The sequence below is a fragment of the Caldicoprobacter faecalis genome, from assembly GCF_900115765.1.
GTDB lineage: Bacteria > Bacillota > Clostridia > Caldicoprobacterales > Caldicoprobacteraceae > Caldicoprobacter > Caldicoprobacter oshimai.
Window position 1 is genome coordinate 25272 of sequence record NZ_FOXR01000020.1, and the last position, 16803, is coordinate 42074.

At 44.8% G+C, this 16803-nt stretch carries 11 protein-coding genes; 9 read left to right on the forward strand and 2 right to left on the reverse strand.

The window, feature by feature from the left end; all coding sequences use genetic code 11:
• Positions 1–14: 14 nt before the first annotated feature.
• Positions 15–2210, reverse strand: a complete 2196-nt coding sequence (locus BM241_RS08255) for a SpoIID/LytB domain-containing protein (RefSeq protein WP_177206129.1) — start codon at positions 2208–2210, stop codon at positions 15–17.
• Between the two features lie 144 nt (positions 2211–2354).
• On the opposite strand from BM241_RS08255, the gene BM241_RS08260 reads away from it, so the two are divergent.
• From BM241_RS08260 to BM241_RS08300, 8 genes are all read left to right on the forward strand, one after another.
• A complete protein-coding gene (locus tag BM241_RS08260) occupies positions 2355–4151 on the forward strand; it encodes a DUF2207 domain-containing protein (protein ID WP_177206130.1) in 1797 nt (598 codons plus the stop codon).
• Between the two features lie 133 nt (positions 4152–4284).
• A complete protein-coding gene (locus BM241_RS08265) occupies positions 4285–5634 on the forward strand; it encodes a GH1 family beta-glucosidase (RefSeq protein ID WP_092282496.1) in 1350 nt (449 codons plus the stop codon).
• Positions 5635–5951: 317 nt separating this feature from the next.
• Positions 5952–7721 (forward strand): biotin/lipoyl-containing protein, encoded by a 1770-nt coding sequence (locus BM241_RS08270; RefSeq protein ID WP_092282497.1) that lies wholly within the window; start codon positions 5952–5954, stop codon positions 7719–7721.
• Between the two features lie 49 nt (positions 7722–7770).
• On the forward strand, positions 7771–8451 hold the full coding sequence (locus BM241_RS08275; RefSeq protein WP_092282506.1) for an ABC transporter ATP-binding protein: 681 nt from the start codon (positions 7771–7773) through the stop codon (positions 8449–8451).
• The gene (locus BM241_RS08280) at positions 8451–9617 is read left to right on the forward strand and encodes an ABC transporter permease (protein ID WP_092282498.1); all 1167 of its coding nucleotides are present in this window, start codon (positions 8451–8453) and stop codon (positions 9615–9617) included. Before BM241_RS08275 ends, BM241_RS08280 begins: the two co-directional genes overlap by 1 nt.
• A 122-nt stretch (positions 9618–9739) precedes the next feature.
• The gene (locus tag BM241_RS08285) at positions 9740–11065 is read left to right on the forward strand and encodes a pyrimidine-nucleoside phosphorylase (RefSeq protein WP_092282499.1); all 1326 of its coding nucleotides are present in this window, start codon (positions 9740–9742) and stop codon (positions 11063–11065) included.
• A 237-nt stretch (positions 11066–11302) separates the two neighbouring features.
• Positions 11303–12373: an NAD(P)-dependent alcohol dehydrogenase gene (locus BM241_RS08290; RefSeq protein WP_092282500.1), complete on the forward strand. Its 1071-nt coding sequence runs from the start codon at positions 11303–11305 to the stop codon at positions 12371–12373.
• Between the two features lie 358 nt (positions 12374–12731).
• Positions 12732–14276, forward strand: a complete 1545-nt coding sequence (locus BM241_RS08300; protein ID WP_092282502.1) for a xylulokinase — start codon at positions 12732–12734, stop codon at positions 14274–14276.
• A 27-nt stretch (positions 14277–14303) separates the two neighbouring features.
• On the opposite strand, the gene BM241_RS08305 is transcribed toward BM241_RS08300, so the two are convergent.
• The gene (locus tag BM241_RS08305) at positions 14304–15194 is read right to left on the reverse strand and encodes an AraC family transcriptional regulator (protein ID WP_177206131.1); all 891 of its coding nucleotides are present in this window, start codon (positions 15192–15194) and stop codon (positions 14304–14306) included.
• A 331-nt stretch (positions 15195–15525) separates the two neighbouring features.
• On the opposite strand from BM241_RS08305, the gene BM241_RS08310 reads away from it, so the two are divergent.
• Entirely contained in the window at positions 15526–16641 is a 1116-nt protein-coding gene (locus BM241_RS08310; RefSeq protein WP_092282504.1) for a DUF5695 domain-containing protein, read from the forward strand.
• Positions 16642–16803: the final 162 nt, after the last annotated feature.

The window sequence follows — 16803 nt, forward strand, 5'->3', positions numbered from 1 at the left end:
AATGATAGTTGTGATCAAAACCTGCCCTCGTATATATTCTTGAGCTGGCAACCGGGATAAAAGTGCTGAAATATCTGCTCAAATGAATAACCCAGAAGGGACAGGCCATAGGTGCCGTACTGGCTCATACCAACGCCGTGGCCATACCCGCCACCCGATATGGTTATCTCTTCGATCGTTCCCTCGGAGTTTCTGTGTATGTCTATGTAGGCAAAAGCGCTGGGCAGTATAGGGAAGTTATCCCTTACCGAGCCATCATAGCAGTATAGCTTTATTGGCCGGTTTGAATCAAGGTAGTTAACCGGCTGGAGCACCTTTCGTATATTGTACTCCTTTATGACTTTAAATACTCCATGGGTGGTGGTTATTTCAAGCTCCATCATGTTTCCGCCCTGGCCACGGCGGGTCACAACCAGGTTCTGCAGCTCTCCAATATCCTGCGGTATTTCCTGCTGCACGAATTCGCTTTCACCTTTTCTCGTGAGGACAAATGCGGGCTCCGAGCGCTGTACCAGCGGTAGATTGCGCTGAATGCTGGCTTCCAGTTCCTTACGCTTCATGGTGACGCTCCAGCGGAAAAACGGCGAAAAGCGGTCATAGCCGTCTAAATCCTTCTGGTTTATGAATGCCCTGAAGTTTTCTTCGTTGTGAAGGTCGGGGATGTTGCTGGGAAACTGGGGCTTAGCTATCAAATACGGTACTTCCTGCGATGGAAATCTGTTGTTTTTATCGCTCCATACCTCGTGAAAATTGGCGGTATATCCGCAGGACGTTGAGAAGAAGCGGGCGTCTATCACCTGGTCGCCGAAAAAGCCTACCAGCCCGCGGGTTTCATCCACCGCCTGTACGGCTATGGGCTGTTCCGCTATGGAGTTGTACACCTGGCTGGCTGTACTGTCATCGACGTGGGCTCCAAAGGGCGCATAGCCCTCAGATTTGAAGCATCGTATGGCATAGGATCTAGAGGCTATGGCCTGTACCTTCAAGGCCTCCAGACCAAATTTTATGGGCATTTCGCTGGGTACCACGGTGTAGAGGTATTCTTCGAGGCTCAACTCGTTTACCACGATGAGGCCATCGTTATTGTTATCGTCTAAGGCTACCTCCAGAGTCCCACGATAGGGTATGCTGCTTGATTTTTTACGCGAACTTCTGTGGTTATCCAGGATGCTAAGCCTGCCGCCCTCCATAGGGCGTATGTACCACCTGTTGGGGGAGGAGGCCAGCTTTCGGCCGTTTAGATACAGGGCCATGCCCTCGGCATCAGGTTTCAGGGTTATAACCTCGCCCGCCTTGAAGGTATGGGAGACCGGCTGTATCAATGTTTGAGCGGTAAAATCTGCATTGCAGGTGATGCTGATCTGGCTGTGAAGCACGCCATTGTCTTCTTTGTTTTTTATGAGCACGCGTATTCCGTCCCTTGGTATAAGCTGGTCCTGGGTGATAATCGTTCGTCCGATACCATCATTATCGCAAAACAGTGTTGAATCGGTACGGCCCACCAGGCCCGACATTATGCCCTGATATGAGATAGAAGTGTCTTTGATGGAATACACAGGAATATCGCCTGTAGTTGGGATCCTGCCCAGGCGGGCATCTTCGATATAACGGCCCAGGCGGGATGCCGCCAAGACTTTTGAAAGCTTTACGGGTTTGAGGGGATTTATATACACAATCTGATTTTCCACCAGTATTATCTCGGAAGGCGTTAAATTTTGAATCCTATCGGGAGGCAAGGGATTGGTGCACAGGAGGCGGTCCTGGGCTACGTAAAGCAGGACCTCCGTTGAGCGCCCGCTTGACCTGTTTTCCATTACCGGTATTGCGGCTGAAAAATGGATTACGCTGGGCAGGTATTGTATGTACCATTTACCGTTGGTTTGAGCTACCGTAAAGGGAACGCTTATACAGCCCTGTTCCAGACACAGCAAAGCCCTTACTCGATAAACGCCTTTTGCTATGGATTTTGACTCTGCTATTTTAAAATTTTTAAAGGGCGCTTGTTCAAATGCTAGCTTTAAAAAAGGATGGGCTTTGTCTATGTGCCTCTCTAGCAAATTGTAAAGCCTTTTATCGGCAGTCAATAGATAATCAAGGAATTGTTTGACTGCCCTTTCAGGAGGGGATGGATACAGCATAAATACCGCCAACAACACGGTGGCAATGAGAACGATTGATATCAATATATGGGAAAATCGAATCTTCTTCACCGGTGTAACCCCCTGTTTCCCCCTAAACTCTGGCTTTATTTTATCATATGCCGTATGTTCATAGGAAAAATTTTTAAGATTTTTATATGTGGAAATTCCACTGGCTTTCGTGTTACAATAGAGACAGACGGGGGGTTGTATATAGTGAAAAAGGTTTTGTTTGAGCTGGCGCTGTTGATAGGTTATGCTCTTGTAACATTTACAGTATATGCTGATACACCGCCTAAATATTCTGTGCGGGAATGGCATATCTCGGCGGTGGTAAACCCAGATGGTTCGATGAATGTGGAGGAGTACATAACTTACGACGTTCCGCGCAGCCATGAAGGTCCTGTGGTGCGGCATATCGACATTGCTCATTCCTCCAGCATGGAAAATTTAGAGGTCTTTTCGGTGATCCCTACCGATACAGAAGATAGCGACCAACCTGAGCTTGCGCCCTATGAATTTGTGGATGAGCCTGACCAGAATATGAGCAAGGTTTATACCACAAAGCCGGGGGACAGCCCAGAAGAGGTTCAAGAGGTCCTCATGTATCTCCCAGCTGACGGCGGTAAACACACCGTTGTTTTAAAGTATCGGCTCAATGACCTGGTGTCTTTGTATCGCGATACGGCGGTGCTTTACTGGAACCCCGTTATAAAGGGTTATGATTTGGGTGTGCGAAACATGGACATGCGCATTGCTTTGCCTCAAGGAACAAAGCCCGATGGCGTTAAGCCCTTTGTGTACGGGGCTTTAGAAGGCAGCTGCGAAGTTTTGGAGGATGGCGCAGCCGGCATAACGGCAAAAAAGTTGGGTTCAAAGGAGTTTATGGAGGTTACGCTGGTATTTCCAAAGGACGGTGTGGTGCAGGGCAGAAAGCTCATTGACAACGATGGGCTGGGAAGAATTTTGGAAGAGCAGCGCTTGAAGATGGAAGAGATGGAGCTTCTAAGGCATCAAAAAGAGCAGGAGCGAAAGCTGCGATTGGCCGCTATAGCAGGGGCAGTAGCTGGGATTGTCGGTATAGGCGTTTGCGTGTGGGTATGGATGAGAAAGCGTCGCTCAAGGTTGCCCGGCGTTTTTTCAGGGTTGGAACGAGAGGTGCATGCTGATAAACCTGATTTAAGGCACGGAGTTGTACCGAAACAACGGGCTGAAACATTTGAAACACCAACGGCTGAGCAGCAGAAAGAGATGCCCGCCGTCGATTTGCCGGCCGATTATTATACCCCTGCAGAGCTCAGCGTATTGCTGCATGGGAGAAAGATCACGCCAAGGGATATGGTAGCAACGCTGATCGATTTGGCTGTGAGAAGGTATCTGGATGTTGAGGCATCTGGTGATAAATGTTATGTCCTCTCTTTGAGGGATTTTGAGCCCACCAGCTTGAAACCTCATGAGGAGTATCTCTTAAACTGGTTTTTTAAGGATATTGGGGATGGAGAGAAAGTCTCAACGCAGGCAATATTACAGGTTGCGTCTGGTATAGGCTTCAATAACCAGTTTTATAACCGATTTATCATATGGAAGAAGCTGGTTTTGAGACAGGCTGCACGCTGGAGATTTAATAAGAGGGTAACCCCTTTTAAGCTTTACAGGAGGACTCCTTTTGGACAGCAGCACTATAAAGCGTGGATCAAATTTAAAAGAGCTTTAAAGCAATTGAGCAGCCGGGGCGATACCCTTTCGCCTGCAGATTGGGAGAGGTTTTTCGCATACGCTTTCAGCTTGGGGATAGCTCGGCAAATCGTCAAGGGGCTAAAGAAGGCCTATCCTGACGGTCTATCTTGCGATGGCGATTTGGTCGTTTTCGGCAGAGACAATTTTGTTGCGATTGATCACTGGTTTGATTTGACAAAGAGGTTTGACCTTATATGGTACAGGCTATTCAGGTCAATCCGTCAGTCTGCTGTTCAGCCTTTGGGGGTTGGACAAAACAAGAAGAAAAGCGTGTAAAGGTAGAGAAATACGATGCGGAAGATTTGACGGCCCACAGGTTGAATAAGCTGTTGATAGTTTCTATAGAAAACATAAGGTAGATTATGCTAAAATAAAACTTGGCAATAAAAAATATGGGGAGGAATAGGAGATGGGCAAAATCACATTTCCAAAGGACTTTATATGGGGTGCTGCTACTGCTTCTTATCAGATAGAAGGAGCGGTAAACCAGGATGGGCGCGGCGAGTCCATATGGGATAGGTTCAGCCATACGCCCGGCAAGGTGCTGAACGGAGACACCGGCGATGTGGCCTGTGACCACTACAACCGTTATAAGGAAGATGTGCAGCTGATGAAAGAGTTGGGCCTCAAAGGATATAGATTTTCCGTAGCCTGGCCCAGGATTTATCCGCAAGGGAAGGGGCAGGTTAACCAAAAAGGTTTGGACTTTTACAATTCGCTTGTGGATGAGCTTTTAAAGGCTGGTATAGAGCCAATTGTTACCCTGTATCACTGGGATTTACCTCAGGCGCTCCAGGATATTGGCGGTTGGGACAACAGAGATGTAACGGATTACTTCGCTGACTATGCATTCAAGATGTATGACGTCTTGGGGGATCGGGTCAAAAAATGGATTACCCACAATGAGCCGTGGGTGGTGGCTTTTGTAGGCAATGCCTTTGGTGAGCACGCACCCGGATATAAGGATTTTGCGCTTGCCGTTAGGATTACCCATCACTTGCTGTTGTCCCATGCTAAGGCGGTGCAGGCCTATCGCCAGTCGGGGAATGACGATGGTGGGCAGATAGGGATTACCCTGAACTTAACGCCTGTTTACCCTGATTCTGACAGCCCCGAGGATAGCGAAGCGGTGCAGTTCCAGGACGGATTCCAGAATCGATGGTTTTTGGACCCCGTTTTCAAAGGCGCTTATCCCGAGGACATCCTGGAATTTTATCAGGAGAAATATAATGCGCCGGTGATACGTCCAGGTGATATGGAGCTCATTGCAGACAATCACATCGATTTCCTTGGAATAAATTATTACACCAGAGCTGTGGTTAAGAAAGGGCGAGAAAGCGGTTTTGACTCGGTAGAACACGTACATCCCGAAGGTAAATATACTGAGATGGGATGGGAGGTTTACCCCGAGGGATTGTACGACCTGCTCATGAGAATTCACAGGGATTACAACGCTCCCAATATCTATATAACTGAGAATGGCGCTGCCTTCAAGGATGATAAAGTGGTGGATGGCATAGTGGATGACCAGGATAGGTTGGAATATCTGAAGAGCCATTTTGAAGCGGCCTACAGAGCCATACAGGATGGGGTAAATCTCAAGGGCTACTATGTTTGGTCGTTTATGGATAATTTTGAATGGGCTTATGGATACAGCAAACGGTTTGGCATCGTGTATGTGGATTATGAGACGCTGAAGAGAACTCCCAAAAAGAGCGCATTGTGGTACCGCGATGTAATCGCAGACAACGGGTTTTAATCAAAACCCGTTTTCTTTTTTGTTCACAAATAGTTCAAAGTTTATTCATGATTTTACCAAAAATTGTTATTATACTGTATACTGGAAATATGATATGTGGTTTTAATGGATAGTTGTTACATGTTCAATTATGGGATTTGATACATTGAAACAATGTTGCAATTCAAATAATATACGTTAAGCTAAAGGTAACTATGCAATCATTTCTGCTAAGCGTTGCAGAAACACATGTATTCCGAATTGAAGTTGGCCGCAATTTTACGCTTAATTCAAACGTAATTCAAATCCAGTTATATAAATGAGTGGAGGGATGCAAAATGAACAGAAAATGGATAAAAAGAATGATAGCAATAGCTCTAGTGGTTTTATTGCTTGTGGGTGGATATGCAGTTTATCGCAGGTTACAGGCTCCCAGAGCCAATGCCAATGCAAATTATATGGTGGCGAGGGCACAAATTGGCGATATAGAGCTCAATGTTTCTGCAAGCGGAACTGTGGTTGCGGCGGTGTCGCAGGAGGTAGTTCCGCTGGTAAGTGGAGCGGTGGAAAAGCTTGAAGTTAAAGAGGGCGACAGGGTTAAGGAAGGAGATGTGATAGCCGTTATTGATGATGAGAGCCTGCAGCAGGAGATAGAGAAGATTGAAAGCAATCTTAAGCAGCAGAACCTTTCTCTGTCAAAGTTAAAAGCCAGCTTAAGCGATTTCTATATAAAGGCACCTGCAGATGGTCGGATTAAATCGCTCAAAGCAAGGGTGGGCGAAGATGTTGGAATTACTACCAGGACGTACGGTGCTTTGGCTATTATCTCAACTGATGGAAAGATGAAAGTGACTATCAAGCCGCAGGGAAACATCTCTTTGACTGAAGGGGAAAAGGTCTTGGTCAGGTTAGATGATGGTACTGAGGTGGAGGGAACTGTGGTGGATACATCTTTAAGCCAGCCGACGGGTCCCTCAGGCCAGCAGGACAGCCAGGCTGGGCCCAGCACGGGAAGCGTACAGGTTCAGATTAACAGGGACGACCTGCCCATTGGAGCGAAGGTCACCGTTTTAAAGCGCGATGAAAATTCCGGTGAATACGTGGTCATAGGTGAGGGTACGCTGGATGTCAATCAGGGGGTTAGTGTTACCGGTAATAACGGGAAGATAAGCGTTATTTATGTCAAAGAAAACAGCGTGGTTAAGCGTGGCGACAATCTATTTAAACTTGATGATTCTGATGTTAAGGCTAATATAGAGTCGCAGAACCTTGCCATTGAACAGACTCAAAAAGAGCTGGAGAGCAAGAAAAGTCAGCTTGAGGTCAAAAGCCCCATCAATGGCATCATCACTTCTTTGACAGTGAAGGTTGGAGATCAGGTGCAGCAAGGTAAGGCAATTGCTACTATTATAGACCCTACGCAGCTCAATGTAGTGGTTGCGGTGGATGAGCTTGATATACCCAAAGTGAAAATAGGTCAAAAAGCTAAGATTAAGGTAGATGCTTTCCCGGATACGGTTTTTGAAGGAGAGGTTATAAAGATAGCTGACATAGGGCAATCCTCAGGCGGAGGAGTAACAACTTTTGATGTAACCATTTCTATAAAAGACCCCGGTGATGTTAGGATTGGGATGAGTGCAACTGCCGAAATTCAGGTGGAAAGCAAAAAAGGAGTGGTGCTTCTTCCAATAGAAGCTATTCAGGAGAGAAATGGTGAAAAATATGTGATCATAGCACCGAGCTCTTTACAAGACAAGTCCGGGAGTGAAGAGGTAACAGCGGAAAAACAAACATCTGAAGGTGCAACTGCAAGGAACAGGAATCGGGCATGGGGGAGCCTTGTAACAGGAGATGGGAGAGGTACACAATCTGGAAACTTCTTTGGTAGATCCAGTTTTCGTAAGGTAGAGGTTGGCCTTACAAATGAGACTTATGCTGAGATAATAAGCGGGGTTGAAGAAGGAGAAGAAGTGATTATTCCGCTATCCAGTACGGTCAGTACTCCAAACAATTGGCGAGGCATGTTCCCTGGCTTTGGTGGCATGAGGGATGCATTCCCGCAGGGGGGATTTAACAGATCCAGAGTTCCCGCAAACATCCGTCGATGAAGATAGATATGCGGATGGAATCAATGAGAAAGAAGGTGCTTTTGGGTACATGATACGGCTTGAAAACCTAAGCAAAATATACAGGATGGGGGATAACAGGGTTGTGGCCTTAAACAATATATCCTTATCCATCAATAAAGGCGAATTTGTTGCCATTATGGGGCCTTCGGGTTCGGGCAAATCCACCCTTATGAATATAATTGGGTGTCTGGATGTAGCCACGGAAGGAAAGTATTACCTGGATGGACGTGATATAACCTCTTATAATCAGAACCAATTGGCAGAAGTACGCAATAAAAAGTTTGGGTTTGTTTTTCAAGGGTTTAATTTACTGCCTAAGCTGACTGCCCTGGAAAATGTGGAGCTTCCGCTTATATATGCAGGCGTAGGAGCCAAAAAAAGAAAGGAAGAAGCAGTTCGTGTCTTAAAAATGATGGGGCTGGAGGAACGAATACATCATCGCCCTTCAGAGCTTTCAGGAGGACAGCAGCAACGGGTGGCAATTGCGAGAGCGCTTGTTAATCGTCCCTCGGTCATACTGGCAGATGAGCCTACCGGCAATTTGGACAGCAAATCCGGTATGGAAATTCTGCAGATATTTAAGGAGCTTCATTCTCAAGGCAATACCATTATCCTCATTACGCATGATATGAACATAGCTAAGCATGCGAGGCGAATGATCATAATACGCGACGGGCAAATTGTATCTGATGAAGAGGTGGAGATGTAATGAATTTTACACAGGCCATCAAAATGGCTTTTAGCTCGATTTTGTCAAATAAGATGCGTTCGTTTTTGACCATGTTGGGAGTAATTATTGGCGTTACCGCTGTAATTACCCTGATCGCCCTTGGGCAGGGTTCTACCCAGCGTGTATCCAGTCAAATTGAAAGTCTCGGTACCAATTTAATTACCATCAATATCACAGGTGGGAGAAACCGCGGCGTTAGTGAGGAGGATTTGGAACGCATAAAAAGCATGCCTGGCGTCAGCGAAATAGCCCCTGTATTGAGCGGTGGCGTAACGGTAAAGGCGGGCAATAAGAATACCAACTCTTCTCTTGAAGCCACTACGCCTGGTTACCAGCAAGTGAGAAATAGGCATGTTCAGCTTGGTAGGTTTTTGCTTCAAAACGATTTGGATATGCGGTTTAGAGTGGCGGTGGTAGGAGTCGATGTTGCCGATGAGCTGTTTGGGAGAAGAGATATAGTTGGCGAGAAGATTTCAATAAACGGAGTGGAATTTTCAATTGTGGGTATACTGGAAGAAAAGGGGAGTTCCATAGCCGGTTCCGATGACAACAAGGTTATAATACCACTGACTACCGGGCAGAGGCTTCTTAGGAATACGGAAGTCCGGACTTTTTATGTTTCAACGCAGTCACCTGATGTCGTAAACCAGGTGGTTGGAGAGATACAGCGCTTTTTAACCAGGAAGTTCAACGATGAAAACAGCTTCAGGGTGTTTAACCAGACGCAGTTACTCTCTACGATAAATGAGGCAACCGCAACCCTGACCATGATGCTGGGTGGCATTGCGGGGATATCGTTGCTAGTGGGTGGTATTGGCATTATGAACATAATGCTGGTATCTGTGACCGAGCGAACCCGGGAGATTGGAATAAGAAAGGCCATTGGGGCGAAGAGGAGGGATATACTCATCCAGTTTCTCATAGAATCGGCTGTGCTCAGCGGATTGGGCGGTGTACTGGGGATTATGCTGGGCTTTGTGGTGGTAGGTTTTTTGAGCAGGATTTTGAGCATTCCTGCAACAATTTCTACTGGCGTAGTGCTACTGGCGACGGGATTTTCAGTTGCGGTGGGGATTATATTTGGGTTGTATCCGGCCAGCAAAGCGGCCAGCTTAAATCCAATTGATGCACTGCGCTATGAGTGATACAATGATATGGAGATTTAAAAAAAGGGGAATTTGGCCGTTGTTGTTGGCTATAGGCCGTAATGAAGCGGGTCAATTATCATGGAATAATCAAACAAACTGTGAAAGGGTGCTGTTGTGCAATGAGAATGCTTGATATCATATTGAAAAAGCGAGATGGTGAAGAGCTTACCAAGGATGAGATCGATTTCTTTGTTCAGGAATATGTGGCAGGCAGGATGCCGGATTATCAAGCATCTGCGCTGTTGATGGCCATATATTTTCAGGGTATGACCAGCCGTGAAACCGCAGACCTTACCCTGGCCATGGCTTATTCAGGAGAGACGGTGGACCTATCGCCCATACCGGGTATAAAAGTGGATAAGCACAGCACCGGTGGGGTCGGGGATACCACTACGTTGGTAGTTGCACCTCTAGTGGCCGCCTGCGGCGTGCCTGTAGCCAAGATGTCGGGCCGGGGGCTGGGGCATACAGGTGGCACCATAGACAAGCTAGAGTCTATTCCTGGGTTTAATCCCTTTCAATCCATTGAGGATTTTATTCGTATAGTGAAAGAAGTTGGGGTGGCTGTGGTCGGGCAGACTGAGAATCTGGTACCTGCTGATAAGAAGCTATACGCGCTGCGGGATGTGACTGGGACCGTTGAACATAAGTCCCTCATTGCCAGCAGCGTTATGAGCAAAAAGATTGCTGCCGGAGCTGATGCTATAGTGCTGGATGTAAAGGCGGGCAGCGGCGCTTTTATGGAATCGGTAGAAGAGGCTTTTGAACTGGCGCAGGAAATGGTTAGCGTGGGTATTCGCGTGGGACGCAGTACCACCGCTGTTGTCACAGATATGAGCCAACCCCTGGGCATGGCTATAGGCAATGCGTTAGAGGTTAGAGAAGCTATTGAAATATTAAAGGGTGAGAGGACCGGCGCGCTTAAAGAGGTTTCATTGTTGTTGGGAGCTTACATGTTATATACAGCGGGACGCTGTCAAACTGTGAAGCAGGGCCGTGAGATGGTAGAGGAGGCCCTGGATAGCGGCAAGGGCGCGCAAAAGCTTAAGGAGATGATTCGCGCTGAAGGAGGAGATGAGCGTGTGGTGGATAATCCCTCCCTTTTGCCAGTGGCAGAAGAGGTCATCGCCATAAAAGCGCAGCGAGGGGGCTATATAAGTTCGATGGATGCGCGCAGCATAGGCCAGGCTGCTCGATTGCTTGGAGCTGGCAGGAACACTAAAGAAGACAAGATAGACCATAGAGTGGGCATTGTTTTGCACAAACGAGTGGGTGAAAGGGTAGAGAAGGGTGAGACGCTGGCGGAGTTTTATTTGACCAAGGAGGAAAATTTGCAAGAGGCTATTGATACATTCAGCAGAGGGGTAATTATCGATGAGCAGCCCCCTCAGACCAAGCCGTTGGTGTACGGCGTGGTAACACGCGAGGGCGTTGAGAGGTGGTGATGTTGCCAAACGCGGCGATAAAAACTTTTTAGGCGCAATTGATGTTCAAAAGGGAAATCCCTGTGCTGTGTAGAAAGTAATTGTAAGAGCAATTAATAAAGGAAGTAGTTTGTGTTGCATTTGTAGCGCTAAAGTAAGAAACAGTTTGATGGTTCAATTCGAGTATAAACGAATGCAACCTTTGAAGTTTTAAGGTAAAATTTGGATTATATTTTAGCGTATGGGAGGTGTAATTGTATGTTAAAAACCGCTGACCTGCCCGAAGTGATGAAAGCGGCGGTTTTGAGAAAACCTTTTGAAATTGTGATTGAAGACAGGCCTGTTCCAGACATAGGTCCCGATGAGGTGCTTATAAAGGTTATGGTGGTGGGCGTATGTGGTTCGGATGTGCACTATTATGAAACCGGCAGAATCGGCAGGTATGTGGTTGAGAAGCCAATAATACTGGGGCACGAGTGCGCCGGCATTGTTGCGGCGGTAGGGGACAACGTTACTCGCTTAAAAGTGGGTGACAGGGTAGCAGTTGAGCCAGGTGTCACCTGTGGAACCTGTGAATATTGTAAGCAAGGACGATATAATCTATGTCCTGATGTTGAATTCCTGGCTACACCGCCTTTTGATGGGGCGTTTGTTCAGTATTTCAAGCACAGACAGGATTTTGTGTTCCCTATCCCAGATCACCTGACATTTGAGGAAGCTGCTATGATTGAGCCTCTTTCAGTCGGGATACATGCTGCCACCAGAGCCAACATAAAACCTGGGGCAAAGGTTGTGGTTTTTGGATTGGGACCGGTGGGCTTGATGGCCGTGGTTGCGGCAAGGGCTTTTGGTGCCAACAATATTATAGCCGTAGACCTGGAGGAGATAAGGCTGGAAGCCGCCAAAAAGCTGGGAGCAACCCTGGTAATAAATGCTAGAGAACATGATACGCTCAAGGAGATTTTGGATTTCACAGGCGGGCGGGGAGTTGATGTGGCCATAGAGGCTGCGGGGCATCCAAAGACGCTTCAGGATGCGATGGCTTGCTTGTGTCGCGGGGGAAAACTGTTGGTTGTAGGGTTGCCCGTGCAGGACAGCATCCCAATTAATGTTCCCGAGATTGTCGATAAGGAAGTAGCCATATACGGGGTATTTAGGTATGCCAACACATATCCCAAAGGAGTCGAGATATTGTCCTCGGGTATAGCCGATGTCAAATCGTTGATCACCGGAAAGTTTACTTTGGAGCAGACCGCTCAAGCCCTCGAGGAGGCGCGGGTGAATAAAGCAAAGCATATAAAGATAATGGTTTACCCCAACGGCATATAAATGTACAAATGGGGAGTTAAATGGCCTGGGCAACTTTAATGAGGGTATGTAGAATTTATAAGAGGACCTTGTATAAGGAGATTTTAGCTTTTAATAAGATAGTGGGAAAGCGAAAAAATGGCAATCTTCTCCGGTTTGATGGGAAAGATGAAATAAAATGGAAAGCACAAAATGGTATAAGTCAAAGTATGATTTTGCTGTAAATTTAATCTGTAGAATGTTCGTTGAAATCAGTGATGCTTATTGTATGCAGTTTTTCTTATAATTTTTGCTTCAAGATTGTGGATTTCGTTTTGACCAGCAAAATAGACCTTTTTACACTAAAATCAAGGTATACAAATAAAAAGAAGGTGTCGCCATGAAAGAAGATGGCTTGATAGTGGTATTTGATGTAGGTACAACGGGGGTAAAGTGTGCTGCCTTTGAGCCGGATGGGGAGAGAGCCTGTGCACATACTGTCAATTACGATACCGTTTATCCCAAGCCGGGATGGGCCGAGCAAAACCCGGAGGATTACTGGAGGGGTATAATTAGGGGGACCAGGGCTTTGCTGGAGAAAGGGAGTATCTGCCCCTCTAAGATTTCGGTTATTGGCCTGAGCGGGCATATGAATGGATGCATTCCTGTGGATGCAAGTGGCAATGTCTTACATCCAAATATAATCCATTCGGATTGTAGGAGCCAGGCAGAGGCTTCTTATCTTAAGCGAGTATTTGATGAATGGTATTTTTACAGCATTACTGGTAACAGAATAGATCCTCATTACACCTTTACCAAGATACTATGGTTAAAGAAAAATTACCCACAAATATATGAGCAGACAGCGTATTTTTTGAATTCTAAGGACTATGTGGGATTTAAGCTGACCGGTAATTTGGGGTTTACCGATTTTTCTGATGCCTCGTTGACCTGTATGCTGAACATCAACGAAGGAAAGTGGGCAGAAGATGTTTTGAGTGAAGCAGGTGTAGATGTACATAAGCTACCTGAGCTGGTGCCTTCCTTTCACGTCCTGGGGGGCCTATCGAGGCAGGCGGCAGATATCCTGGGTTTGAGGTCTGGAACGCCAGTGGTAGTGGGCGGAGGGGACGGCGCATGCGCCACCAAAGGAGCCGGCGTGGTTAAAAAGGGGCAGGCCTATAATTACATTGGAAGTAGCGCCTGGATATCAACCATAAACGACCGACCTGTATTGGACAAAGGCGCTAGGATATTTCATTTTTATGACCTGGATGGAACAAATTATAATGTCACTGGGACGGTGCAGTGCGCCACCATTGCCTATGATTGGGCTATTGAGAATATAGGCGGTTATGAACTGGAAAAAGTCGAGGCGAGGGATAGGGTATTTGATATTATTGAGGATTTGGCGCGGCAGGCGCCCGTCGGTTCAAACGGGGTGTTTTTCGTACCCTACATGATGGGCGAGAGGACGCCGCACTGGGATGAAAATACCAGGGGTGGGTTTGTAGGTCTTACGCTGTATCATGGGAAGAGCCATCTCTTCCGCTCGGTCTATGAAGGCGTTGCTTTTGCTCTTAAGAATGTTCTGGATGTCTTTGAGGAAAACGGTTTAAAAGTGGAGGTGCTGACGCTGCTTGGAGGGGGAGCCAAGAGCAGGCTGTGGAACGAGATCATGTGCAACGTATACGGCAGGCCTATAAGGGTGCACAGCTTCCCGGGTGAAGCCACTTCTCTGGGTGCTGCCATTGCAGCGGGGGTGGGTGTTGGCATCTTTGAGAGCTTTGAGGATGCTGCCAGCATTATCAGATATCAGCGCTCGTGCCAACCGGTCCCAAGCGAGGTGCAGGCCTATCAAAGCTACTACCGGATCTATAACATGATGTACAGGCAGCTAAAACCCATATATGATGAAATAGCAACGTTGGTCGAGGATTTATAGGGAGAGATTCATTGTAAAGAGGACATTTTAATGGTTATTCATATGGGTATAGAAAAAGGCGTTTCTATATTGGGTAGGGGTAATATTCTCCATTTTTTTAAACAGTTTCATGAAATACTTTTCGTCAGTGAATCCAAGTTTATAGGCAATTTCCTTAATGCTGTTATCTGAACATAATAACATCTTCTTAGCTTTAGTAATTTTTAAGCTATTAATGTATTTAATTAAGCTTATACCTATCTTCTGTTTGAACATTCTTGAAAGATAATCAGGGTTATAATTAAACTCCCGTGCTATATCACAAACAGAAATGTTGTTTTCTATATTAATGCGAATCCATTCGAGCATTTTAATAAATTTACCATTGGTTTCATCGTCTTTTAACTTTTGAATATGGTCAGATATTGTCTGTTGAGTTAGTTCCATCATGATCAGAGTAAGTAAATAGCTTGCACCATAAGATGTATAATAGTCAGAATAGGCTACATGAAGTAACTGGTTAAAAAGAATGTTAATCCTATCAGTATTTGTATATGACGAATATATAGGAACCATAACATAATTACAATCATTGTGTATGGATGCTTCGATTTTAGGCACAAATAGTTCTTTTGTAAAAGTGGATTCATCAACAATGCTTGAATTTTTGCAGTAGAAGTGGCACCAGTAGTAAGACACACTTTCTTTGGAAATTTCGTATCCGAAATGTGTGGTGTATGGAAGTAAAATTAATACATTCCCTGGTTTTACTTCATATTTTTCTTTATCTTGTTGGATATAGGCGGTACCTTGCAAGCCAACGATTAGGACAAAGCTATCAATGTTTCTCTTACTATGACTCCAGTTAATAGGTGATACAAAATGTCCACTAGAGACATGTGTCAAAGGTTTATCTATAGGTATTTTTAAAAATTTCATTTGATTTTCACCCCGTTTCATAGAGGTGTGGTTATTTTTCTGTACTGCTGGTAGTATAACTATTATATACCAATTAGGGACACAATACAATTATGAATATTAATATTCGTAACTTCGGTAAATATTATCGAAATCTAATGCTATTGTAAAATTAATGCAAAAGTTTTGCATTAATTTTATTGTACACATATTTTGTCAGTTTTGCCCACCTATTATGTTGTTTAGTTCATTGCCAGGAATATATTGAAGATGTTAAAAAATGAGTAGAAAGATTTTTAAGTATATATTGTTAATGCTACGTTTTTCTACTTAGAGAGGGGGTACATATATCATGAGTAATAAACAAATGTGCATTATTTTTGGAAACGGCTTTGATGTCAAAGTTAAAAACGGTGCTATTGTAAGTCTCAAATATTATAATGATTTATACAATACTGAGTATATCTGGGAAGGAAAACGGTTTGGTGATATATTTGTTACTTTTAGAAAGATAGAAAGTGATTGGATTAAGGTAAATACTTCTGAGCTTGCTAAAAGTGGACAGATAGATTGTGAATTTTATGAGACTGATATGTGGTATTCAGCCAGTTATATTGTAGGAAATGGGCGTTCGAAAGACATTACTATCAATGTCGATTACTTATTATGCGATAAAGCTTTACTGTATACAATTAAAATTTTGAATAATAGTATTCAACCGGTAGAAATAGGTGATCTTGCGATACCATTTCCGATGAATTCATCATTTGCTTGGGGGAAGAATCCAACAGAATGTGTTATTCGTCATAGTTTTGTGTCAGGACATAATTCTTATATGTTTTGGACACGGTGCAACGGTGTGGGACCATATCTTGTGATGACCCCCGTAGGCAATACAAAACTTGAATATTTTGATATGTACATTGATGATATTTCTGGAAAGCGTCCACAATATCGTGCGTATATTCATTCTGCTTTCCAAGGTCAAATTGCCAAACAAAAAGGTTGTAAATGGCGTCAACCCAATACCAGCATTATTTTAGCTCCAAATGGTTTGCAAGGAGATTCAGTGTCGTATACATTTAAATTTCAATGGGCTCCGGACTATGAAGGTGTACGTAAAATTATTGTAAAAGAAGGACTAATTGATATTCAGGTAATTCCCGGAATGACAGTACCCGAGAATCTTTATGCAATGTTTTACCTTAAGACAAAATTGCCAATTCATTCAGTAGATCCGGAATTTCCTTTTATGACACAGTTGGAATATTTGGGAGAAAAAGAGCAAAATTTATATCTATATAAAGTTAAGTTTTCCAAACTTGGTGAAAATTTAATTACAGTAAGATACGGAGACAATAAATGGATGATACTTGAATTCTTTGTAACTGAGCCTATCGAAACTTTGATTGAAAAGAGAGCTGCGTTTATTACCAAGTGTCAGCATCGTGATCCCCAGAAATGGTAGATCAAGTCCAAATTTTTGTGTAAAATTCCCTCTGGCTAGAATCAGGTTAAATTATCACCACTAATCTTTAAATTTTACTGCTTCCGGCTTCTTTTAGGTCAAGGATTCGCTATCGCCGGGCTGCGCCCGTCCTTGACCTAAAAGAGCCTCCAGCAGTTTTAT

Bases quoted from the DNA above. Each gene is read 5' to 3' on its own strand.
- BM241_RS08265 (WP_092282496.1), top strand. From the start codon at position 4,285: ATGGGCAAAATCACATTTCCAAAGGACTTTATATGGGGTGCTGCTACT.
- BM241_RS08270 (WP_092282497.1), top strand. From the start codon at position 5,952: ATGAACAGAAAATGGATAAAAAGAATGATAGCAATAGCTCTAGTGGTT.
- BM241_RS08275 (WP_092282506.1), top strand. From the start codon at position 7,771: ATGATACGGCTTGAAAACCTAAGCAAAATATACAGGATGGGGGATAAC.
- BM241_RS08280 (WP_092282498.1), top strand. From the start codon at position 8,451: ATGAATTTTACACAGGCCATCAAAATGGCTTTTAGCTCGATTTTGTCA.
- BM241_RS08285 (WP_092282499.1), top strand. From the start codon at position 9,740: ATGAGAATGCTTGATATCATATTGAAAAAGCGAGATGGTGAAGAGCTT.
- BM241_RS08290 (WP_092282500.1), top strand. From the start codon at position 11,303: ATGTTAAAAACCGCTGACCTGCCCGAAGTGATGAAAGCGGCGGTTTTG.
- BM241_RS08300 (WP_092282502.1), top strand. From the start codon at position 12,732: ATGAAAGAAGATGGCTTGATAGTGGTATTTGATGTAGGTACAACGGGG.
- BM241_RS08305 (WP_177206131.1), bottom strand. From the start codon at position 15,194: ATGAAATTTTTAAAAATACCTATAGATAAACCTTTGACACATGTCTCT.
- BM241_RS08310 (WP_092282504.1), top strand. From the start codon at position 15,526: ATGAGTAATAAACAAATGTGCATTATTTTTGGAAACGGCTTTGATGTC.